The 18,990-nt window shown below is 60.9% G+C and carries 21 protein-coding genes and 1 pseudogene; 10 read left to right on the top strand and 12 right to left on the bottom strand.

Going from position 1 to position 18,990, the window contains the following annotated elements; all coding sequences use genetic code 11:
* The 5 genes and pseudogenes from MOV76_RS25590 to ffh all read right to left on the bottom strand — a co-directional run.
* Window positions 1–284: pseudogene (locus MOV76_RS25590) on the bottom strand (tRNA (guanosine(37)-N1)-methyltransferase TrmD); the annotation flags it as partial.
* A 4-nt stretch (window positions 285–288) separates the two neighbouring features.
* On the bottom strand, window positions 289–858 hold the full coding sequence (rimM, locus tag MOV76_RS25595; protein ID WP_247265563.1) for a ribosome maturation factor RimM: 570 nt from the start codon (window positions 856–858) through the stop codon (window positions 289–291).
* A gap of 113 nt (window positions 859–971) precedes the next feature.
* A complete protein-coding gene (gene rpsP / locus MOV76_RS25600) occupies window positions 972–1,343 on the bottom strand; it encodes a 30S ribosomal protein S16 (RefSeq protein WP_018243981.1) in 372 nt (123 codons plus the stop codon).
* 48 nt (window positions 1,344–1,391) lie between these two features.
* The gene (locus MOV76_RS25605) at window positions 1,392–1,712 is read right to left on the bottom strand and encodes a chorismate mutase (RefSeq protein WP_018243980.1); all 321 of its coding nucleotides are present in this window, start codon (window positions 1,710–1,712) and stop codon (window positions 1,392–1,394) included.
* A 16-nt stretch (window positions 1,713–1,728) separates the two neighbouring features.
* On the bottom strand, window positions 1,729–3,315 hold the full coding sequence (gene ffh / locus MOV76_RS25610; protein ID WP_130718209.1) for a signal recognition particle protein: 1,587 nt from the start codon (window positions 3,313–3,315) through the stop codon (window positions 1,729–1,731).
* A 239-nt stretch (window positions 3,316–3,554) separates the two neighbouring features.
* Here ffh and MOV76_RS25615 point away from each other — a divergent pair, with 239 nt between their 5' ends.
* Both MOV76_RS25615 and MOV76_RS25620 read left to right on the top strand, forming a co-directional pair.
* Complete coding sequence (locus MOV76_RS25615) at window positions 3,555–3,800, top strand: hypothetical protein (protein WP_131702844.1); 246 nt, start codon at window positions 3,555–3,557, stop codon at window positions 3,798–3,800.
* A 6-nt stretch (window positions 3,801–3,806) separates the two neighbouring features.
* Complete coding sequence (locus MOV76_RS25620) at window positions 3,807–4,037, top strand: hypothetical protein (protein ID WP_080764053.1); 231 nt, start codon at window positions 3,807–3,809, stop codon at window positions 4,035–4,037.
* Window positions 4,038–4,175: 138 nt separating this feature from the next.
* Here MOV76_RS25620 and MOV76_RS25625 read toward each other — a convergent pair whose 3' ends face one another.
* Window positions 4,176–5,090 carry a cobaltochelatase CobT-related protein gene (locus MOV76_RS25625; RefSeq protein WP_247265564.1) on the bottom strand — a complete coding sequence of 305 codons (915 nt, stop codon included), beginning with the start codon at window positions 5,088–5,090 and terminating at the stop codon, window positions 4,176–4,178.
* A gap of 195 nt (window positions 5,091–5,285) precedes the next feature.
* Here MOV76_RS25625 and dapF point away from each other — a divergent pair, with 195 nt between their 5' ends.
* The 5 genes from dapF to MOV76_RS25650 all read left to right on the top strand — a co-directional run bounded on the left by dapF (window position 5,286) and on the right by MOV76_RS25650 (window position 10,361).
* Window positions 5,286–6,191, top strand: coding sequence for a diaminopimelate epimerase (gene dapF / locus MOV76_RS25630; protein ID WP_210066608.1), 906 nt, complete (start codon window positions 5,286–5,288; stop codon window positions 6,189–6,191).
* The gene (gene mtaB, locus MOV76_RS25635) at window positions 6,188–7,462 is read left to right on the top strand and encodes a tRNA (N(6)-L-threonylcarbamoyladenosine(37)-C(2))-methylthiotransferase MtaB (RefSeq protein WP_247265565.1); all 1,275 of its coding nucleotides are present in this window, start codon (window positions 6,188–6,190) and stop codon (window positions 7,460–7,462) included. Before dapF ends, mtaB begins: the two co-directional genes overlap by 4 nt.
* A gap of 16 nt (window positions 7,463–7,478) precedes the next feature.
* Window positions 7,479–9,056, top strand: a complete 1,578-nt coding sequence (gene ftsY, locus MOV76_RS25640) for a signal recognition particle-docking protein FtsY (RefSeq protein ID WP_247265566.1) — start codon at window positions 7,479–7,481, stop codon at window positions 9,054–9,056.
* A gap of 76 nt (window positions 9,057–9,132) precedes the next feature.
* Window positions 9,133–9,777 (top strand): septation protein A, encoded by a 645-nt coding sequence (locus tag MOV76_RS25645; protein ID WP_026188550.1) that lies wholly within the window; start codon window positions 9,133–9,135, stop codon window positions 9,775–9,777.
* Window positions 9,774–10,361: a DUF2585 domain-containing protein gene (locus tag MOV76_RS25650; protein ID WP_018243973.1), complete on the top strand. Its 588-nt coding sequence runs from the start codon at window positions 9,774–9,776 to the stop codon at window positions 10,359–10,361. Before MOV76_RS25645 ends, MOV76_RS25650 begins: the two co-directional genes overlap by 4 nt.
* A gap of 185 nt (window positions 10,362–10,546) precedes the next feature.
* Here MOV76_RS25650 and MOV76_RS25655 read toward each other — a convergent pair whose 3' ends face one another.
* Genes MOV76_RS25655 through ccmA form a run of 5 tightly spaced genes read right to left on the bottom strand, consistent with a single transcriptional unit; the run spans window position 10,547 to window position 13,502 of the window.
* Window positions 10,547–11,155, bottom strand: coding sequence for a DsbE family thiol:disulfide interchange protein (locus tag MOV76_RS25655; protein ID WP_028733561.1), 609 nt, complete (start codon window positions 11,153–11,155; stop codon window positions 10,547–10,549).
* Entirely contained in the window at window positions 11,152–11,331 is a 180-nt protein-coding gene (gene ccmD, locus MOV76_RS25660) for a heme exporter protein CcmD (protein ID WP_028733560.1), read from the bottom strand. The genes MOV76_RS25655 and ccmD overlap by 4 nt, the downstream gene beginning before the upstream one ends.
* 2 nt (window positions 11,332–11,333) lie before the next feature.
* Window positions 11,334–12,095: a heme ABC transporter permease gene (locus MOV76_RS25665; RefSeq protein WP_028733559.1), complete on the bottom strand. Its 762-nt coding sequence runs from the start codon at window positions 12,093–12,095 to the stop codon at window positions 11,334–11,336.
* 47 nt (window positions 12,096–12,142) lie between these two features.
* The gene (gene ccmB / locus MOV76_RS25670) at window positions 12,143–12,802 is read right to left on the bottom strand and encodes a heme exporter protein CcmB (protein WP_018243969.1); all 660 of its coding nucleotides are present in this window, start codon (window positions 12,800–12,802) and stop codon (window positions 12,143–12,145) included.
* Window positions 12,803–12,854: 52 nt separating this feature from the next.
* Window positions 12,855–13,502 (bottom strand): heme ABC exporter ATP-binding protein CcmA, encoded by a 648-nt coding sequence (ccmA, locus tag MOV76_RS25675; RefSeq protein ID WP_247265567.1) that lies wholly within the window; start codon window positions 13,500–13,502, stop codon window positions 12,855–12,857.
* A 262-nt stretch (window positions 13,503–13,764) separates the two neighbouring features.
* Between ccmA and acnA the strand changes: the two genes are divergently transcribed.
* From acnA to MOV76_RS25690, 3 genes are all read left to right on the top strand, one after another.
* Window positions 13,765–16,455, top strand: a complete 2,691-nt coding sequence (gene acnA, locus MOV76_RS25680; protein WP_028733557.1) for an aconitate hydratase AcnA — start codon at window positions 13,765–13,767, stop codon at window positions 16,453–16,455.
* 234 nt (window positions 16,456–16,689) lie between these two features.
* A complete protein-coding gene (locus MOV76_RS25685) occupies window positions 16,690–17,430 on the top strand; it encodes a thioredoxin family protein (RefSeq protein ID WP_018243966.1) in 741 nt (246 codons plus the stop codon).
* A 384-nt stretch (window positions 17,431–17,814) separates the two neighbouring features.
* Complete coding sequence (locus MOV76_RS25690) at window positions 17,815–18,216, top strand: DUF2794 domain-containing protein (protein ID WP_018448249.1); 402 nt, start codon at window positions 17,815–17,817, stop codon at window positions 18,214–18,216.
* Window positions 18,217–18,266: 50 nt separating this feature from the next.
* On the opposite strand, the gene MOV76_RS25695 is transcribed toward MOV76_RS25690, so the two are convergent.
* Window positions 18,267–18,824 (bottom strand): GNAT family N-acetyltransferase, encoded by a 558-nt coding sequence (locus MOV76_RS25695; protein ID WP_247265568.1) that lies wholly within the window; start codon window positions 18,822–18,824, stop codon window positions 18,267–18,269.
* Window positions 18,825–18,990 lie beyond the last annotated feature (166 nt).

Consider the following 18,990-nt stretch of genomic DNA (forward strand, 5'->3'; position numbering starts at 1 on the left):
GTCAGCGGCCGGCCGCGCGGGCTCATCAGCAGCCGTGGGCGGGGATCGTTTTCTGAGGCGCTATCGATCGCGCGGGCGAGAACGTCTGGTTTCAGCACCATGCCGGCGCCGCCGCCTGCCGGGGTGTCGTCGACGGTGCGGTGTTTGTCGGTGGCAAAATCGCGGATCTGCACCGCCTCCAGCGACCATTGCCCCCGCTCCATCGCCTTGCCGGCGAGCGAGAAGCCCAGATGCCCCGGAAACATTTCCGGATAAAGTGTCAGCACGCTCGCCCGGAAAGCCATGGCGTCACTTCTTCTTTTTCGGCTTGTCCGGGGTGAATTTCGAAAGCTCTTCCGGATCGTCGACCAGACCCGCCGCCAGCGGATCGATCAGCAGCCTGCCGGCCTCAAGGTCGATCTCCAGCACCGAGGCTTCGGAGAAGGGGATCAGCACCGGGCGTTTGCCCGGACCTTTGAGTTCCAGCAGGTCGCCGGCGCCGAAATCGAAAACGCCGGTGACCGTGCCATAACTGACACCCTTGTCGTCCCGCGCCTCGAGCCCTTCGAGATCGGCATAGTAGAACTCGTCGTCCTCCAGCTCCTCGTCCGGCAGGTTGTCCCGCTCGATATAGAGTTCAAGCCCGTTCAGAGCCTCGGCGGCATTGCGGTCGTTGACGCCGCGGAAACGAACGACGACGACATTCTTCATCTCGCGGATCTCGAGGACTTCGAAGCTGCGGCCGTCCATGCTGTGGAGATGGCCGTAGTCGCCAAGCGCGCTGGGATCGGCCGTATAGGCCTTGGCGCGCACCTCGCCCCGGAGGCCTTGCGCGCCACCGATCGTCGCCATCAGAACGGGGTTTTCAAGCTTTGTCATGGGTTCCTTCATGTGAAGCCGAAAGACAGGTTTCTCATAAACGAAGTGCGGGCGATTGGAAACGAAAACGGGCGGCATGTCGCCATGCCGCCCGCTCGAAGGGAATGTCCCGATTATTCCGCGGCGTCGGCAGCAGCAGCGGCGGCGTCAGCGACCTTCTGAGCCTTTTCGGCGGCGCGCTCCTGGGCGCGCTTGCCAGGCTTTGCCTTGACCGGGTTGTTCTTGACTTCGCGCTTGGCAACGCCGGCCTCATCGAGGAAGCGCAGAACGCGGTCGGTCGGCTGAGCGCCGTTTTCGATCCAGTGCTTGATGCGCTCGGCGTTCAGCTGAACGCGCTTCTCATCGTCCTTGGCAAGCATCGGGTTCCAGGAACCGAGGTTTTCGAGGAAGCGGCCGTCACGCGGGCTGCGCGCATCGGCGAGAACGACGTGGTAGTACGGGCGCTTCTTGGAGCCACCGCGGGCGAGACGAATTTTCAGTGCCATGTTCTTTACTCCTTGGGCTTTTCTTGACCGCTTTCTTGAGCGGTACGGTTATCGGGCCGCGGCGCTTTGTTCAGCGTGATCCGCAGCGATCTGCTCATGATGCCGGATGACTTCCTTGATGACGAAGTTCAGAAACTTCTCAGCGAAATCCGGATCCAGATTGGCGGCTTTCGCCAGTTGGCGAAGGCGTTCGATCTGGTATTCCTCGCGCGCCGGGTCGGCCGGCGGCAGATTGTATTTGGCCTTCAGCACGCCGACCTCTTTGGTGCAGCGGAAGCGTTCGGCCAGCATGTGCACGAGAGCGGCATCGATATTGTCGATCGACTGACGATAGCTCGCGAGCTGGGCTTTGACGTTTGGATCATTCATGGGGCAAGCGATCCTTTCACTTCTTCTTCGGCAATCCGGGCAATCCCGGGAAACCACCGCCAAGGCCCGGCAGCTTGGCGCCGCCGAGGCCCGACAAACCACCCGGCAGACCGCCGAGACCGGGCATACCCCCACCCGGCTTTCCAAGCCCCGCCGCTTCGGCCTGCTTCTGCAGGGCCTCGAGCTGTCGGGGATCGATATTCGAGAGATCGGGCATGCCGCCACCCATACCGCCCATGCCGCCGCCAAGCCCCATCTTGCCGGCAAGGCCGCCCATCATCTGCTTCATCATGCCGCCTTTGCCCTTGCCGCCCATCATCTTCATCATGTCCGCCATCTGGCGGTGCATCTTCAGAAGCTTGTTGATGGCGGCGGCATCGGTACCGGAGCCGGCGGCGATGCGCTTCTTGCGCGAATGTTTGAGCAGGTCGGGATTGGCGCGCTCGGCCCTGGTCATCGACTGGATGATGGCGATCTGGCGGCCGAAAAGTCTGTCGTCGAGGCCGGCTGCGGCCATCTTGTCCTTCATGCCCGCCATGCCGGGCATCATGCCCATGATGCCGCCCATGCCGCCCATTTTCTGCATCTGGCGCAACTGGTCGGCGAGGTCGTCGAGGTCGAACTTGCCCTTGGCCATCTTGGCGGCCATGGCGGCCGCCTTCTCGGCGTCGATGTTTTCAGCCGCGCGCTCGACGAGCGAAACGATGTCGCCCATGCCGAGGATGCGGTCGGCGATGCGGCGGGGATGGAACTCCTCCAGCTCGCTCATCTTCTCGCCTACGCCGATCAGCTTGATCGGCTTGCCGGTGACGGCGCGCATCGAAAGGGCGGCACCGCCGCGGCCATCGCCATCCATGCGGGTCAGCACCAGACCGGTGATGCCGACGCGTTCGTCGAAACTGCGGGCGAGGTTGACGGCGTCCTGACCGGTGAGGCTGTCGGCGACCAGCAGGATTTCATGCGGGTTCGAGCGCTTCTTGATGTCGGCCATTTCGACCATCAAGGGCTCGTCGATATGCGTGCGGCCGGCGGTATCGAGGATGACGACGTCGTGGCCGCCGAGCTTGGCCGCCTGCACGGCGCGGGTGGCGATATCCGTCGGCGACTGGCCTGATATGATGGGCAGCGTGTCGATGTTGGCCTGCGCGCCGAGCTGGCGAAGCTGCTCCTGGGCTGCCGGACGGCGCGTGTCGAGCGATGCCATCAGCACCTTCTTCTTCTCGCGCGTCGACAGGCGATGGGCGATCTTCGCCGTCGTCGTCGTCTTGCCGGAGCCCTGCAGACCCACCATCATGACGACGACCGGGGCGGCCGCATGCAGGTCGATGCCGACGCCTTCGCCACCCAGCATCTCGATCAGTTCGTCATGCACGATCTTGACGACCATCTGGCCGGGCTTGATCGACTTCAGGATCTCGGCGCCGACGGCCTTTTCACGCACGCGGTCGGTGAAGGAACGCACGACGTCGAGCGCGACGTCGGCCTCCAGCAACGCACGGCGAACCTCGCGCAGCGCTGCGGAAACATCGGCTTCCGAAAGCGCGCCACGGCCTGTCAGTCCATTCAGAATGGATCCAAGACGGTCCTGGAGGTTCTCAAACATCGGCTCTTCCTTGATACGTTTCGGGCGGGTTCTTACATGCCCGGAAACGTCGTGCTTTTCCTTGACGAAAACAAGACGCAAAGCCAAAAAGCACCCGAGGGCGCATCGCGCTGTCGGGTGTTGACCTCCGGGATCTCAGGTCCCGGTCGGCGGCTCGGAGTCGTGTGGCTCGTCGCGGATTGGGCGCGATAAACAGGAAAGTCGGGCGAAAGTCAAGGTGAATGCGGGCAAATGACCGCATGGCGACTTTTCAAAGCCGCGTGACATGGGCGCGACCGGAATGTGCCGCTGGACACGCACGAAAGTACGTGTTCAAGCCGACCTCTGTATTGGCTTCCGCACTCCGCCTGATTTTTTCGATTTTGCTGGCAAAAATTCCGATTGGCGACCCGAATTCGCTGGAGGGGCCAGTTGCAAATTATTCTGCTTATGATTCTACTTTCTACTTAAGTGCGTCCTGTAAAATGATTCGTGAATATCCTTGATGCCGAATGAATCGGCGGAGATATCGAATGATAAATCTTGATATTGAGAGTTGGGCGCTGGCGCGGGCCCACCATATTGTTCTGAACGAAGGCTTGAATCTTGCGAAGGCGGCACAGGATCTGGATCGCAAACGGTCCCGCTCGCTGGTCTACGAGCTGAGAAAGGTCATCACCGCAGCCATTGTCGAAGCCCATGCTGCGTCCTTCGATCCCGACGGTGCGCAGCCAGAAAGCTGAAAATACTGACGGAGATGTTGTTCGGCGCTCAGTGCGAAGACGAGCGAATGCCATCGCATGGACAGCTTGGCACGCCCATGAGCCCTGATTGCGCCGCAAGAACGACGTTAGGCACGATTGTCGATTTATGCGGAATAATCACCGCGGTCGGCTAGCGATCAGTACACTGCGGAGCATGTCTATCATTGCACCGGCTAGATCCTCAGGTGCAGTGACGCGCAGGCTACGCTTGTAAAGGCCGTCGGTATCCCAATTGATCCCGATAGCCGCCAGCAGTATGCGATCATCTGCTTCCAGACGCACAATAACGCCGCGTAGATGATCGATCAGAAAATTCGGTCCGTTTTCATGCAGCGTGGAATCATCAACCGGAGCGCCGTCCGAAAGTACTATCAGAATCTTGCGCTTCTCCGGCCTGCGATATAGGCGGCTCGCCGCCCACTCCAGCGCTTCACCATCGACATTCTCCTTTAAAAGGTCCCTTCGCAGCATATTTTTCAGGATATAACCGAGCGCGGGTGCGTCTCTCGTATCTGCTGACCGATAGACGATGTGGAGCAAGTCGCACAAACGGCCCGGGTATCGAGGACTTCCTTGCCTCCTCCACAATCTGCGTGATTTTCCTCCTTTCCAGTCCAATGTTGTAAAGCCCAAAATCTCCACCCGGTAACCGAGACGAGACAGGAAGTCACAAGCGATCTCTGCTGTAGCCGCTGCCAAGAGTATCGATTGTCCGCGCATAGAGCCCGAATGATCTATCAGAATGGAAACGACAGTATCTTGTCGCTCATGATCCGATGTCGCGTTTCGTATGAATCCCGTTGTTTCCAATGCCTGTAGGTTGGCAGTTGTGCGCCATGAATTGAGCGACATCTCAAATGTCTTCCAGGCATCATCAAGTGCGGTCGCATCATCGGTGCTCAGAGGGGCCAATACCTCCTTTAGACGCGCCGCATCGACGACAACGTCGAAATCGCGTGTGAAAACCGAGTAAGTATCCGAGGTCCCGAATCCAGCCCTTTTTAGAACCCGGTTGAACAATAATTTAAACATGATTGAGATCGAATTTCATTGGAGACAAGTTTCAATCCGGAACCTATCGAACTCTTCCTAGGTTTCAATCGTCTCCAAGCCTTTGACGGAAAGCCGTATAGATTCCGGGAGGCTGCGTGATGGGATGATCGCGGGCCACTGGTAATTCCCTCGCATTTCCGCCATATACACCGGAAAGACAGACGGAATGATCCCATGAGCGCAACGGTCGAATTCGCGAGGATGAACGGGCTTGGCAACAAGATCCTGGTCGTCGACATGCGCGGCCGGCCGGACAAGGTGACGCCTGCGGCGGCGGTCGCGCTCAATGCCGATCCGCAGACTGAGTTCGATCAGATCATGGCGATCCATGATCCGAAGGCCGAAGGCACCGATGCCTTCATCGATATCCTGAATTCCGATGGCTCGAAGGCGCAGGCCTGCGGCAACGGCACTCGCTGCGTCGTGCAGGCACTTGCCGCCGAGACCGGCAGAAAGGTCTTTACCTTCCAGACGGTCGCCGGCATCCTCAACGCCGTCGAGCACGAGGACGGGACGATTTCGGTCGATATGGGCCGGCCGGTGTTCGATTGGGACAGGATCCCGCTGGCGGAAGAATTCCACGACACCAGCCGCATCGAACTGCAGATCGGTCCGATCGACAAGCCGGTGCTGCATTCGCCGTCGGCGATGTCGATGGGCAATCCGCATGCGATCTTCTGGGTGGACAGGGACGTGATGTCCTATGATCTCGCCCGCTTCGGACCGCTGCTCGAAAACCATCCGATGTTTCCCGAGCGCGCCAATATCACGCTGGCGCAAGTGACGTCGCCGACATCAGTGACGACGCGCACCTGGGAGCGCGGCGCTGGACTGACGCTCGCCTGCGGCTCGGCTGCCTGTTCTGCTGCCGTCAGTGCTGCGCGCACCGGCCGTACCGGCCGCAAGGTGACGATCAACGTGGCCAGCGCCAAGCCGCCGGCCACGCTTTCCATCGAATGGCGCGAGCGCGACGATCATGTGATCATGACCGGCCCGGCCGAATGGGAATGGTCGGGCAGGCTCGATCCTTCGACCGGTCTCTGGTCGCGCGAGGCTGACCGAGAGGCGGAGGCGCAGTGAGCGGCATCGAGGTCATTACCTTCGGCTGCCGCCTCAACACATATGAATCCGAAGTGATGAAGGCGCAGGCTGAAAAGGCCGGGCTCAACAATGCCGTCCTGGTCAATACCTGTGCCGTGACCGGCGAGGCGGTGCGCCAGGCCCGCCAGGCGATCCGCCGGGCCCGGCGTGACAATCCGCATGCCCGCATCATCGTCACCGGCTGTGCCGCGCAGACGGAAAAGCAGACCTTCGCTGCGATGGCGGAAGTCGATGCCGTGCTCGGCAACGAGGAGAAGCTGACGAGCGCCTCCTATCGCGGCCTGCCGGACTTCGGCGTTTCGGCCGAAGAGAAACTTCGCGTCAACGACATCATGAGTGTCAAGGCGACGGCGCCGCAGATGGTCAGGCACATTGATGGCCATGTGCGCGCCTTCATCCAGGTGCAGAACGGCTGCGACCATCGCTGCACCTTCTGCATCATTCCCTATGGCCGCGGCAATTCCCGCTCCGTGCCGATGGGAGCTGTCGTCGACCAGGCCCGCAATCTCGTCGACGGAGGTTACCGCGAGATCGTGCTGACCGGCGTCGATGCCACCAGTTACGGCGGCGATCTGCCGAGCACCCCGACGCTCGGGCTTTTGGCCAAGACCCTTCTGAAGCAGATCCCCGATATCCGCCGCCTGCGGCTTTCCTCGATCGACAGCATCGAGGCCGATGCCCACCTGATGGATCTCATCGCCGACGAGCCACGCTTCATGCCGCATCTGCATCTCTCGCTGCAGCATGGCGACGACATGATCCTGAAGCGTATGAAGCGCCGGCATTTGCGCGCCGATGCGCTGCGTTTCATCGAGGATGCGCGTCGCCTTCGCCCGGAGATGAGCTTCGGCGCCGATATGATCGCCGGCTTTCCCACGGAAACCGAAGAGATGTTCGAGAATGCCGTGCGGCTGGCCGAAGAGGCTGCTATCGCCCATCTGCATGTCTTCCCCTACAGTCCGCGTCCCGGCACGCCGGCAGCGCGCATGCCGCAGCTCGACCGGTCGCTGGTCAAGGATCGCGCCGCAAGGCTGCGCGCCACTGGACATAGGCTGCATCAATCCCATCTCGATGGGATGATCGGAACCCGGCAATGGCTGCTTGTTGAAAACAACGGCCTGGCGCATACGGAGAACTTCACGCTGGTCGCCGCACCCGGCCTTCGTCCCGGCGAACTTGTGCCGGTCACGATCACCGGCCACAATGGCAAGCATCTCGACATGCAATTGACGGCCGCAGCCGCGGCCTGACTTTCACGGAATCCCCATGGCGCTCAGTTTCATCAAAAAGGTCTTCACCTTCGGCAAGCCGGCTGAAGAACCTGTGCCTGCGGCCGTGGAAAAGGAGTTGGAGCCGCGTTCGCGCGACGAAGATCTGCCGGTTGCTGACGATCCAGTGCTGGCCGAGGAAATGGATACTGCCGGCGGGCCCGCTTCAGATATTGACGAGGGCGGGGTCGAGGCGCCGGTTGCTGAAGATGATGTCGAATCCGCAATCCTGCCCGCCGCCGACCAATTGAGCGACATGGGTGTCGTGCCGCTTTCATTGCTGGAAGCCGAGGCAGCAGCGGAGGCGGAGACTGAAATCCAGGCGGTCGCCGAAACCGTTGCGGAAATACCCCCTTCTGTCCCTTTGGGACATCTCCCCCACGAGGCGGGAGATCATGTAGAGACCGGAGCGCTAGAACAGCCGGCTGACCTCGAAGAGATCGTCGAAAAGCTTCCGAAAGAGATTCCAACTGAACCGGAAGAGATTCCGACTGAGGATGATGCAGGACCGGATTCGCCCTCCCAGCCAATCTCCCCACCTGTGGGAGAGGGGGGTAGCCCCGCGGCAGAACCGGAGATTGGCTCTCCCATCCTCCCCAAAGGCTTCGCCACCGGCCCGAAGGTCGTCGAGCCGGAGCCGGTTGCCCTGCAACCGAGGCTCAGCTGGTTCCAGCGCCTGCGCAACGGCCTTGCACGCACCTCTTCGCAGCTGACCAGCCAGATCACCGCGCTCTTCACCAAGCGCAAGCTCGATGACGAGACGCTGCAGGATCTCGAAGACCTGCTGATCCAGGCCGATCTCGGCGTCGAGACCGCCATGCGCGTCACCGACACGCTTGCTTCCGAACGCTACGGCAAGGATGTCACCGGCGAGGATGTGAGCCGGATCATGGCGTCCGAAATCGCCAAGGTCCTGAAGCCGGTCGCCAAGCCGCTGCAGCTCGACCTCTCGCACAAGCCGCATGTCATCCTCGTCGTCGGCGTCAACGGCACGGGCAAGACGACGACGATCGGCAAGCTTGCGGCGAAGCTTTCCGGCGCCGGGCTGAAGGTGATGCTGGCCGCCGGCGACACTTTCCGTGCGGCGGCGATCGAGCAGCTGAAAATCTGGGCCGACCGAACGAAATCCGAATTCATCGGCACCAAGCTCGGCGCCGATGCCGCCGGCCTTGCCTATGATGCCTTCGAACAGGCGAAGGCGAAAAAATGCGATGTGCTGATCGTCGATACCGCCGGCCGCCTGCAGAACAAGGCCGAGCTGATGGCCGAACTCGAGAAGATCGTGCGCGTGCTCGGCAAACTCGATCCCGATGCGCCGCACACCGTGCTGCAGACGCTCGATGCCACGACCGGGCAGAACGCGCTCAGCCAGGTCGAGATCTTCCGCAACGTCGCCGGCGTCAACGGGCTGATCATGACCAAGCTCGACGGCACGGCACGCGGCGGCATTCTTGTTGCCATCTCCGCCAAGCACAAGCTGCCGGTCTATTTCATCGGCGTCGGCGAGGGCGTCGAGGATCTGGAACCGTTCGAGGCCGAGGATTTTGCCCATGCCATTGCCGGACTTGGGCAATGATGCCACAGATATGCCGCCGAAAGCCTGCAAGGCACGGCCGGAAACAGGTTTCCAGGAAAACAGGTTTGAAGAACGCATGAGTACCGAAAGCGATATCACCCCGACCGCAGCCGACCGGCATCACCCGCTGCTGAAACTGGCGCTGGAACTTGGGCCGCTGATGATCTTCTTCTTCGCCAATCTGCGTGGCCAGTGGCTGGTGGAGACGTTTCCTGCTCTTTCCGAATTGGGCGGGCCGCTGTTCGTCGCGACCGGACTCTTCATGGCGGCGACGATCATCTCGCTGATCGTGTCGAAGATCGTGCTCGGCCATCTGCCGATCATGCCCTTTGTGTCCGGCATCGTCGTCCTCATCTTCGGCTCGCTGTCGATCTGGCTGCAGAACGAGACCTTCATCAAGATGAAGCCGACCATCGTCAATGCACTCTTCGGGGTGACGCTTCTCGGCGGGCTGGCCTTCGGCAGGTCGCTGCTCGGCTATGTCTTCAATGCGGCCTTTCAGCTCGATGCCGAGGGCTGGCGCAAGCTCACCATCCGCTGGGGCATCTTCTTTCTCTTCCTCGCGGTGCTGAACGAAGTCGTCTGGCGCAATTTTTCCGACGGTACCTGGGTCGCCTTCAAGGTCTGGGGCACGATGCCCATCACCATCATCTTCACGCTGGCGCAGATGCCGCTGGTGTTGAAGCATAGCATCAATCTGGAAACGGACGGCGAGAAGTGAGCGCTGCAGAGGCCGAATACCGGGTAAGACACCAGACCTTTTGGTTCGCCGCCTGCCTTGCGGTTCTGATCATTCAGATTGCCGCCGAATATATGATGGGCCGCGTGCCGATCTGCGCCTGCGGTTATGTCAAGCTGTGGGAGGGCGGGGTCAATACCAGCGGCAATTCGCAGCATCTGTCGGATTGGTATACGCCGTCGCACATCATCCACGGCTTCCTGTTCTACGGGCTCGCGCATCTTATCCTGCGCGGCAAGCCGTTGGCGGCAAGGCTGCTGCTGGCGCTCGTCATCGAATCCGGCTGGGAGCTGCTCGAGAATTCACCTCTGATCATCGACCGCTACCGCACGGCGACGATCGCGCTCGATTATTACGGCGACAGCATCCTGAATTCGGCGATGGACACCGTCTTCATGTGCATCGGCTTCTTCTTCGCGCGGCGCGCGCCGGTGGCACTGACGGTGGCGATTGCCATCTTCTTCGAGATTTTCACCGGCTATATGATCCGCGACAACCTGACGCTCAACGTTGTCATGCTGATCTGGCCGGTGGAGGCGATCAAGGTCTGGCAGAGCGGGCTTTAGCGCTTCTTTGTCCCGATAAACCCTCCCCGACCCCTCTCACAAGGGGAGGGGTTTAGATGTCGCTCCGACGCTTTTCATTTCATCGTTTCATCCGCAGAGAGTCTGATATTTGCTCGATGCGGGCCACGAGTTAGTCCATCCCCCTTGTGGGGAGGGGTTGGGGAGGGGTCTTTGTGGAGTAATCGCTACGAAACCGGCTTGCCGAGCGCCTTTTCCATCGCTGGAAACAGCCCTTCCTTCAGGCTGATATCGTCGAAGGGGCCGACGCGCTTGTAGAGGATCGTGCCGTCTGGCCCGACCAGATAGCTTTCCGGAATGCCGTAGACGCCCCAGTCGATTGCCGCCTTGCCGTTCGGGTCGATGCCGATCGCCTGATAGGGGTTGCCGAGTTCGCCGAGGAAACGCAGGGCGTTGTCGCTCTGGTCCTTGTAATTGATGGCGACGATATTCAGCCGTCCGTCTTTCGCCAGTTCCTTCAGCACCGGATGTTCGTCCCGGCAGGGGAGGCACCATGAGGCGAAGACGTTGACGAGGGTCAGCTTGCCCTTGATTGCCGCATCGGTCAGCGCCGGCAGGTTGGCGCCGTCGAGCGGCGGCAGGTTCAGCGTCGGCGCCTTGGTGCCGATCAGGGCGGAGGGAATTTCGGCAATGTTCTTGCCATGGAAATCCTGGTCGTAGAGCATCTTCGCGGCCGTGGCCGCAATGCCGCCGAAGACGACGAGCGGCAGCAGCGCCAATGCGTAACGGCTCAGCCCGCGAGGCTTGGCAGCGGTGTTTTCCGGTGTGTCGTTCATTCGCCATTCCCCACACTGTCCTTGGGGCGCGCCGAACGGCGGCGGATGCCAGCAGCCTCGAGGGCTGCAAGTTCCCTGCGGCGGGCGCGGCCGTCGGCCCAGGTCCAGGCGGTGACGGCAATCGTCACCAGGGCTGCAAAGCCATAGGAAGCGTAGACGTAGAAGGCATGCGTCACGGCTATTCCTCCCGGCTCGCCATGCGGGCGGCAAGACGGCGCTGGGCGGCAATGCGGCGGCGCCAGATCTCGTTCCTCATCGCCATGATGTGCAGCGTGAAGAAAAGCAGGGTGAAGGCGATCGCCATGATGAACAGCGGGCGCAGGAATTCCGAATCGATCGCCGGGCCGTCGAGGCGCAGCACGCTCGCCGACTGGTGCAACGTGTTCCACCACTCGACCGAGAATTTGATGATCGGGATATTGACGAAGCCGACGAGAATGAGCACGGCGCTGACGCGCGCGGCCTTCGACGGATCATCGATGGCGCGGCTGAGTGCAATCAGGCCGAGATACATCAGGAAGAGGATGAAGACGGAGGTCAGTCGTGCATCCCAGACCCACCAGGTGCCCCACATCGGCTTGCCCCAGAGCGAGCCGGTGACGAGCGCGAGCAGGGTGAAGGCGGCGCCGAGCGGGGCTGCGGCCTTGGCGGAGACATCGGCCAGCGGATGGCGCCAGACCAGCGTGCCGATCGCCGAGACGCTCATGATCGTATAGCACATCATCGAAAGCCAGGCGGAGGGGACGTGGATATACATGATGCGCACGGTCTCGCCCTGCTGATAGTCGCCTTCGGTGGCGAAGCTCAGATAGAGACCGACGGTAAAACAGAGGGCGGTGATGCCGGCCAGCCACGGAATGGCGCGCGCCGCCAGCGCCAGAAATCGCGTCGGGTTGGCGAGATCGCTGAATTTGCTGATGGCAAGGCTCGTTTCGCTCATGACGCTTCCATACCTTGATCCGGTTTTTCCTGCAATCGAATGACCAATCAATCCGCCGTGTTTCGCAGCGCAAGGGCGGCTGCTGCCGGGCCGATGACCGCGAAGAAGAGTGTCAGAGCGATGAGGATCAGAAAGGGCGGCAGGAACGGGGCCGGATCCTCGACCGCGGCATAGGTGGCGCTGACGCCGAAGATCAGCACCGGGATGGTCAGAGGCAGCACGAGGATCGAGACCAGCAGACCGCCGCGAGGCAGTGCCACAGCAACGGCGGCGCCGACAGCGCCGATGAAGGTGATAGCGGGCGAGCCGACGAGCAGCGTCAACATGGTCGCGCCGATCGCCGTCTCGTCCATGTTCATGAAGAGGCCGAGCAGCGGCGAGGCGATGACCAGCGGCAGGCTGGTGGCCGTCCAATGGGCGAAGCATTTGACCAGCACCGTCAGGACGAGCGGCGTTTCCTGCATCAGCATCAAGTCGAGCGATCCGTCGTCGCGCTCGGCCTGGAACAGGCGGTCGAGGCCGAGAAGGGCGGCAAGCAGGGCTCCGATCCAGACGATGGCGGGGCCGATGCGCGACAGCAGCTTGAGATCGGGACCGACGCCGAAGGGGATGACGGCGACGATGGTCAGGAAGAACAGTACGCCGATCAGCGCGCCGCCGCCGGCGCGAATCGAGAGTTTAAGGTCGCGGAAAAAGAGGGCGGTCATGCGCGGCGGCTCTTTGCGTCACCGGTGGACGGGGTAGCCACATCGAGAAACATCAACCCCATACCCCATGATCCACGCCGGCAAAGCCCGTCATCTTCAATTCCTGTGTATTCTGCAGCCCCAGGGGCTGATGGGTTGCCGCCAGCACGATGCCGCCCTTTGCCAGATGGGCCGAGATCAAATCGGCAAGCAGCCGGTCGGCGCTGGCATCGAGTGCGGCTGTGGGTTCATCGAGGATCCAGATGGGGCGGTAAGCGACGAGTAGTTTGGCGAAGGCGAATCGGCGCTGCTGGCCGGCGGAGAGATAAGCGAAGGGAAGGTGAGTGATTCCCGAAAGACCGACCGCCTCGGCGGCGTCCTCGACGGCGAGGCCGGCGTCGCCGCCTGTACTGCCGAGAAAGGTACGCCAGAAACCGAGGTTTTCTGCAACCGTAAGTTCATTCTTCATCGCATTTCTATGGCCGAGGTAGTGGCTGACCTCGCCGGGATGCCTGCCTTCCCGGCCCTCTTCGTCGCGGAAGATGACAGTGCCTTTTTCCGGCCTCAGCAGTCCGGCGGCCACACGCAACAAAGTGGACTTTCCCGATCCATTTCTACCCGTGAGAACAAGCGCCTCGCCGGCCGCCAAGTGAAAGGAAATGTTAACGAAAATGAGATCCTCACCGCGCCTTGCAGCCAGATTTTCGGCGGTGAGATGCATGCGTCGGCTCTTTCTTGGTTTCGGCTTCCGGCGGGGTCAAAAAATGTCCGATTTTGACTGTCCTCGGGTATGGCAAGTTTTTAGGAAATTATCTATAAGACCTGCAACCACGCCAGCGGTCGGCGTGAATTTCATCCTTGCGCCGAACTTGGAGCGTCTGTTCCACGTGCGGACAGCGGAAATGGCCGTACCCGCATCCTGATGTGCATTAAGTGCATAGGCGTTCGCACGACTGTGTTGGCTATCAGAAACGGGGTATCTCGTGTCTAAATCTCTTGACAGTTTCAATTGTCGTTCCACGCTTTCCGTCAACGGGAAGGACTATGTCTATTACAGCCTGCCCAAGGCTGAGGCAAACGGTCTGGCCGGCGTGTCGAAGCTTCCCTATTCGATGAAAGTGCTGCTTGAAAACCTGCTGCGCTTCGAAGACGGCCAGTCGGTCACCAAGGAGCATATCCTGGCCGTTGCCGAATGGCTGAACAATAAGGGTGCGGTCGAAAACGAAATCGCCTATCGCCCGGCGCGCGTGCTGATGCAGGACTTCACCGGCGTTCCCGCCGTCGTCGATCTTGCCGCGATGCGCGACGCGATGGTGTCGCTCGGCGGCGATCCCGAGAAGATCAACCCGCTCGTTCCCGTCGATCTCGTCATCGACCACTCCGTCATCGTCGACGAATTCGGCACGCCGCAGGCCTTCGCCCGTAACGTCGAGCTGGAATACCAGCGCAACGGCGAGCGCTACCGCTTCCTGAAGTGGGGCCAGCAGGCATTCAAGAATTTCCGCGTCGTGCCTCCCGGCACCGGTATCTGTCATCAGGTCAATCTCGAATATCTCGGCCAGACCGTCTGGACCAAGGAAGAGGACGGCGAGACGATCGCCTATCCTGATACCTGCGTCGGCACCGACAGCCACACGACGATGATCAACGGTCTCGGCGTTCTCGGTTGGGGCGTGGGCGGTATTGAAGCGGAAGCTGCGATGCTCGGCCAGCCGGTCTCTATGCTGCTGCCCGAAGTCATCGGCTTCAAGCTGACCGGCAAGCTCAAGGAAGGCGTCACGGCGACCGACCTCGTTCTCACCGTCGTGCAGATGCTGCGAAAGAAAGGCGTCGTTTCGAAGTTCGTCGAATTCTTCGGTCCTGGCATGGACAACATGCCGCTCGCCGACCGCGCGACGATCGGCAATATGGGCCCGGAATACGGTGCCACCTGCGGCTTCTTCCCCGTAGACGGCGAAACCATCAACTATCTCAACATGTCCGGCCGCACCAAGGACCGTATCGCGCTCGTCGAAGCCTATTCGAAGGCGCAGGGCATGTGGCGTGACGGCGACGGCTCCGAGCTCGTCTTCACCGATACGCTGGAACTCGATCTCAGCGATGTCGTGCCGTCGATGGCCGGCCCGAAGCGTCCGGAAGGCCGCATATCGCTCGAGAACATCGCGACCGGTTTTGCCGGCTCGATGGACACGGATTACAAGAAGCCCGGCCAGCTGAACAACCGCTATGCCGTCGAAGGCACGGATTTCGATCTCGGCCATGGCGACGTGGCGATCGCCGCCATCACGTCGTGCACCAACACCTCCAATCCGTCAGTCTTGATCGCTGCCGGTCTTCTTGCCCGCAACGCCGTTGCCAAGGGACTGAAGACGAAGCCGTGGGTGAAGACCTCGCTGGCACCGGGATCGCAGGTCGTCGGCGAATATCTCGCCAAGTCGGGCTTGCAGGCCGACCTCGACAAGCTCGGCTTCAACCTCGTCGGCTTCGGCTGCACCACCTGCATCGGCAATTCCGGCCCGCTGCCGGCGCCGATCTCGAAGACGATCAACGACAAGGGCCTTATCGTTTCCGGCGTTCTTTCCGGCAACCGTAACTTCGAAGGCCGCATCTCGCCCGACGTGCAGGCGAACTACCTCGCATCGCCGCCGCTCGTCGTCGCCTATGCGCTTGCCGGCACGGTGCAGAAGGATCTGACCAAGGAGCCGATTGGCGAGGACCAGAGCGGCAACCCGGTCTATCTCAAGGACATCTGGCCGACCTCGAAGGAAGTCCAGGAATTCATCCTGAAATACGTGACCCGCGAGCTCTACGAAAGCAAATATGCCGATGTCTTCAAGGGCGACGTCAACTGGCAGGCCGTTCAGGTTCCGCCGGGCCAGACCTATGCCTGGGACGACAATTCGACCTACGTGCAGAACCCGCCCTACTTCGTCGGCATGGGCAAGAAGGGCACCGGCGTTTCCGACATCAAGGGCGCCCGCGTTCTCGGCCTGTTCGGCGACAAGATCACCACCGACCACATCTCGCCTGCCGGTTCGATCAAGGCTGCATCGCCGGCCGGTGCCTACCTCATCGGCCACGACGTCGCCGTTGCCGACTTCAACCAGTACGGCACGCGCCGCGGCAACCATGAAGTGATGATGCGCGGCACCTTCGCCAATATCCGCATCCGCAACCACATGCTCGGCCCGAACGGCAAGGAAGGTGGCTACACCATCCACTACCCGTCGAAGGAAGAGACCTCGATCTACGACGCCGCCATGCAGTACAAGCAGGAAGGCGTGCCGCTCGTCATCTTCGCCGGTGTCGAATACGGCAACGGCTCCTCGCGTGACTGGGCTGCCAAGGGCACCAACCTGCTCGGTGTCAAGGCGGTGGTCGCCCAGTCCTTCGAGCGCATCCATCGCTCGAACCTGGTCGGCATGGGCATCATTCCCTTCGTCTTCGAAGAGGGCACGACCTGGCAGAGCCTCGGCCTCAAGGGCGATGAACTCGTCACCATCGAAGGTCTGGAAAAGATCAAGCCACGCGAGAAAAAGATCGCCAGGATCACCTATGGCGACGGCACCGTGAAAGAGGTTCCGCTGCTGTCGCGCGTCGATACGCTCGACGAGGTGATCTACCTCAACAATGGCGGCATCCTGCAGACGGTTCTGCGCGATCTCGCTGCCTGATTTTTAAGAAACTCACATGATAATGGCCGCCGGAGAGCAGTTTCCGGCGGCTTTTCTTTGCGGCGACAGTATTTAAACGGGGCTCACGATGATTTGTTTTGCGCAAGTTCCCGTCGAGCTACGTCTCACCCGTTCGTGACTTTTCGTTTGGACCCGGAAGGATTATTCGTACGTTCATATGTCAGGGCCTCCGGTTCGAACACGCCGTCGGCGCTGAAAAAGAGGTGCAGGTGAATGTCCCCCCGTTTTTTGATTCCGCTGATCGCTAGCGTTGTTTTCTCAGGCCCGTTGCAGGCCGAGGACGGCACGCCGAAAGGTGTCGTCGAACTCTTCACGGCGCAGGGCTGCTCCTCCTGTCCTCCCGCTGACGCCGCTTTCCGCAAGCTGGTGAACCAGGGCGATGTCATCGCGCTCGCCTATCATGTCGATTACTGGAACTATCTCGGCTGGGCCGATACGCTGAGCTCCAAGGAAAACACCGAGCGGCAGTACGGCTATGCCAGGACGATGGGCCGAAGCAACGTCTACACGCCGCAGGCCATCGTCAACGGACGCGGCCATCTGGCCGGCGCCGATCTCAACGGAATCAACAGCAAGATCGACACCTTTAGCAGCGAAGGCAACGGTCTGACTGTTCCCATCAACGCCGCGATGCGCGGCGACGAACTGGAGATCAAGATCGGCGCCGGACAGGGCAAAGCCAATGTCGTGATGGTCTATTTCGACAAGGAAAAGACAATCGACGTCGAAAAGGGTGAGAACAGCGGCCAGAAGATCTCTTATCTGCACAGCGTCACCAATGTCGAAACCGTCGGCATGTGGGACGGCAAGGCGACCAGTCTGACGCTGCCGGCCAGCGTCCTGCAGCGTCCGCAGCTCGAGGGCTGCGCGATTCTGCTGCAATCGGCGACTGCAGACGGCGATCCGGCAGCGATCCTTGGCGCAACCGTGGTGATGGCTGGAAAAAATATCTGAAATTTCATCCGGTTACGGATGAAATACTGGGGCGGCCCGGCCGAGCGTATTCGGGGCTGGGGTTAAGGTCGATACGCTCCGCCGGGCCCTTTGGCGCGCTGGCGCCAAACTGGAATTCATAAATCTCCTGCAAATGAGGCGCTGTTTTGACTGAAATGCGGCGCTGTCGAGAAAGCGTTGGCCTGCCCAGCGCATCATGCCTTCCGAAAATCGGACCCAACTTTCGGAAGGCATGATGCGCAGACTCAAAGTGCTACAGCGCCCTTGCGCGAGAGACGCGCGGCGCTGTGGTGCGGCCGAATGTGGCGGCTGGCACTCTTGCAATTTGCGGCGGCTCGGGCAAACTGTCACTCTCCTGTCACATGTGGAGGCCTTGTGAGACTGATGACAGATCAGCCGGATTTGCGACACGGCGAAAGCCGTTCCGTCGACCACAGTTCCTCAGTCGTCGTCGATCTCAGGGAATACAAGCAAAGCAAGGACCCGCTTCCGGTGACCTTCCACCGGCGCGAACTGGACGCCATCCTCTGGATCTACGGCCGTATGGTCGGTGACGGTGAATGGCGCGACTACGCCATCGATCACCTCAAGGACAGGGCAGTCTTTTCCGTCTTCAAGCGTTCCGGCGAAATGCCGCTCTTCCGCATCGAGAAAAACCCGAAGCTCGCCGCCAAGCAGGGCGCCTATTCCGTCATCAACACCAACGGTACGATCCTGAAGCGTGGTCACGAGCTGAACCAGGTGCTGAAGGTGTTCGACAAGGCCCTGAAGCTCGTCGACAAGTAAGCCGCACTTACAGCGCTGCGCCTCTTTCCAAACGCGCAAAGCACGATGCGCTAGCCGGCAAACAGCGTGCCGGGATAGGCTGACGGGTCCGGATCGGTGCCCATGCCCTCACCGAGGACGCGCTGCATGAACATCGTATCCAGCCAGCGGCCGTGCTTGTAGCCGGTGCCCTTCATCAGACCGACCTCCTCGAAGCCGGCTGCGCGATGAAGCGCGATCGAGGCGGGGCTGGCGCCGCCGATGACGGCGGCCATCTGACGGAAACCGAGTCCGGTGCAGCGGGTGATCAGTTCGGCGAGCAGCGCCTTGCCGATGCCCCGGCCGCGGGCCTCAGGCGCGAGATAGATCGAATCCTCGACCAGCCAGCGATAGGCGGGACGCGTGCGAAACGCCGAGGCATAGGCGTAGCCGAGCAGGCTTCCATCCGCATCGGTTGCGGCAATATAGGGATATTGCTGGCTGACGATCGCCGCAAAACGTTGCGCCAGCTCGGCCTCGGTCGGCGGCACGATCTCATAGCTCGCGACGCCGTTCAGGACGGATTCGCGATAGATATCGGCAATGGCGGGAATATCGGCGTTCGAGGCATCGCGCAGGAGGAAGGACATTTCGCGGCAGGTCCATAGGAGTGGGTAAGGCCTTCCTACTGCATAATTCCTTAAATCGGAATCGATTTAAGGACGAAATTATGCAGCAATTCAAAATGCTACAGCGTCCTTTGCGCGTCTGAAAAGACGCGCGGCGCTGTCGAACCACCCCGCGAAAGCCTGCGCA

Source organism: Rhizobium sp. PRIMUS64, assembly GCF_023006465.1.
In the GTDB taxonomy this organism is placed as follows: domain Bacteria; phylum Pseudomonadota; class Alphaproteobacteria; order Rhizobiales; family Rhizobiaceae; genus Rhizobium; species Rhizobium leguminosarum.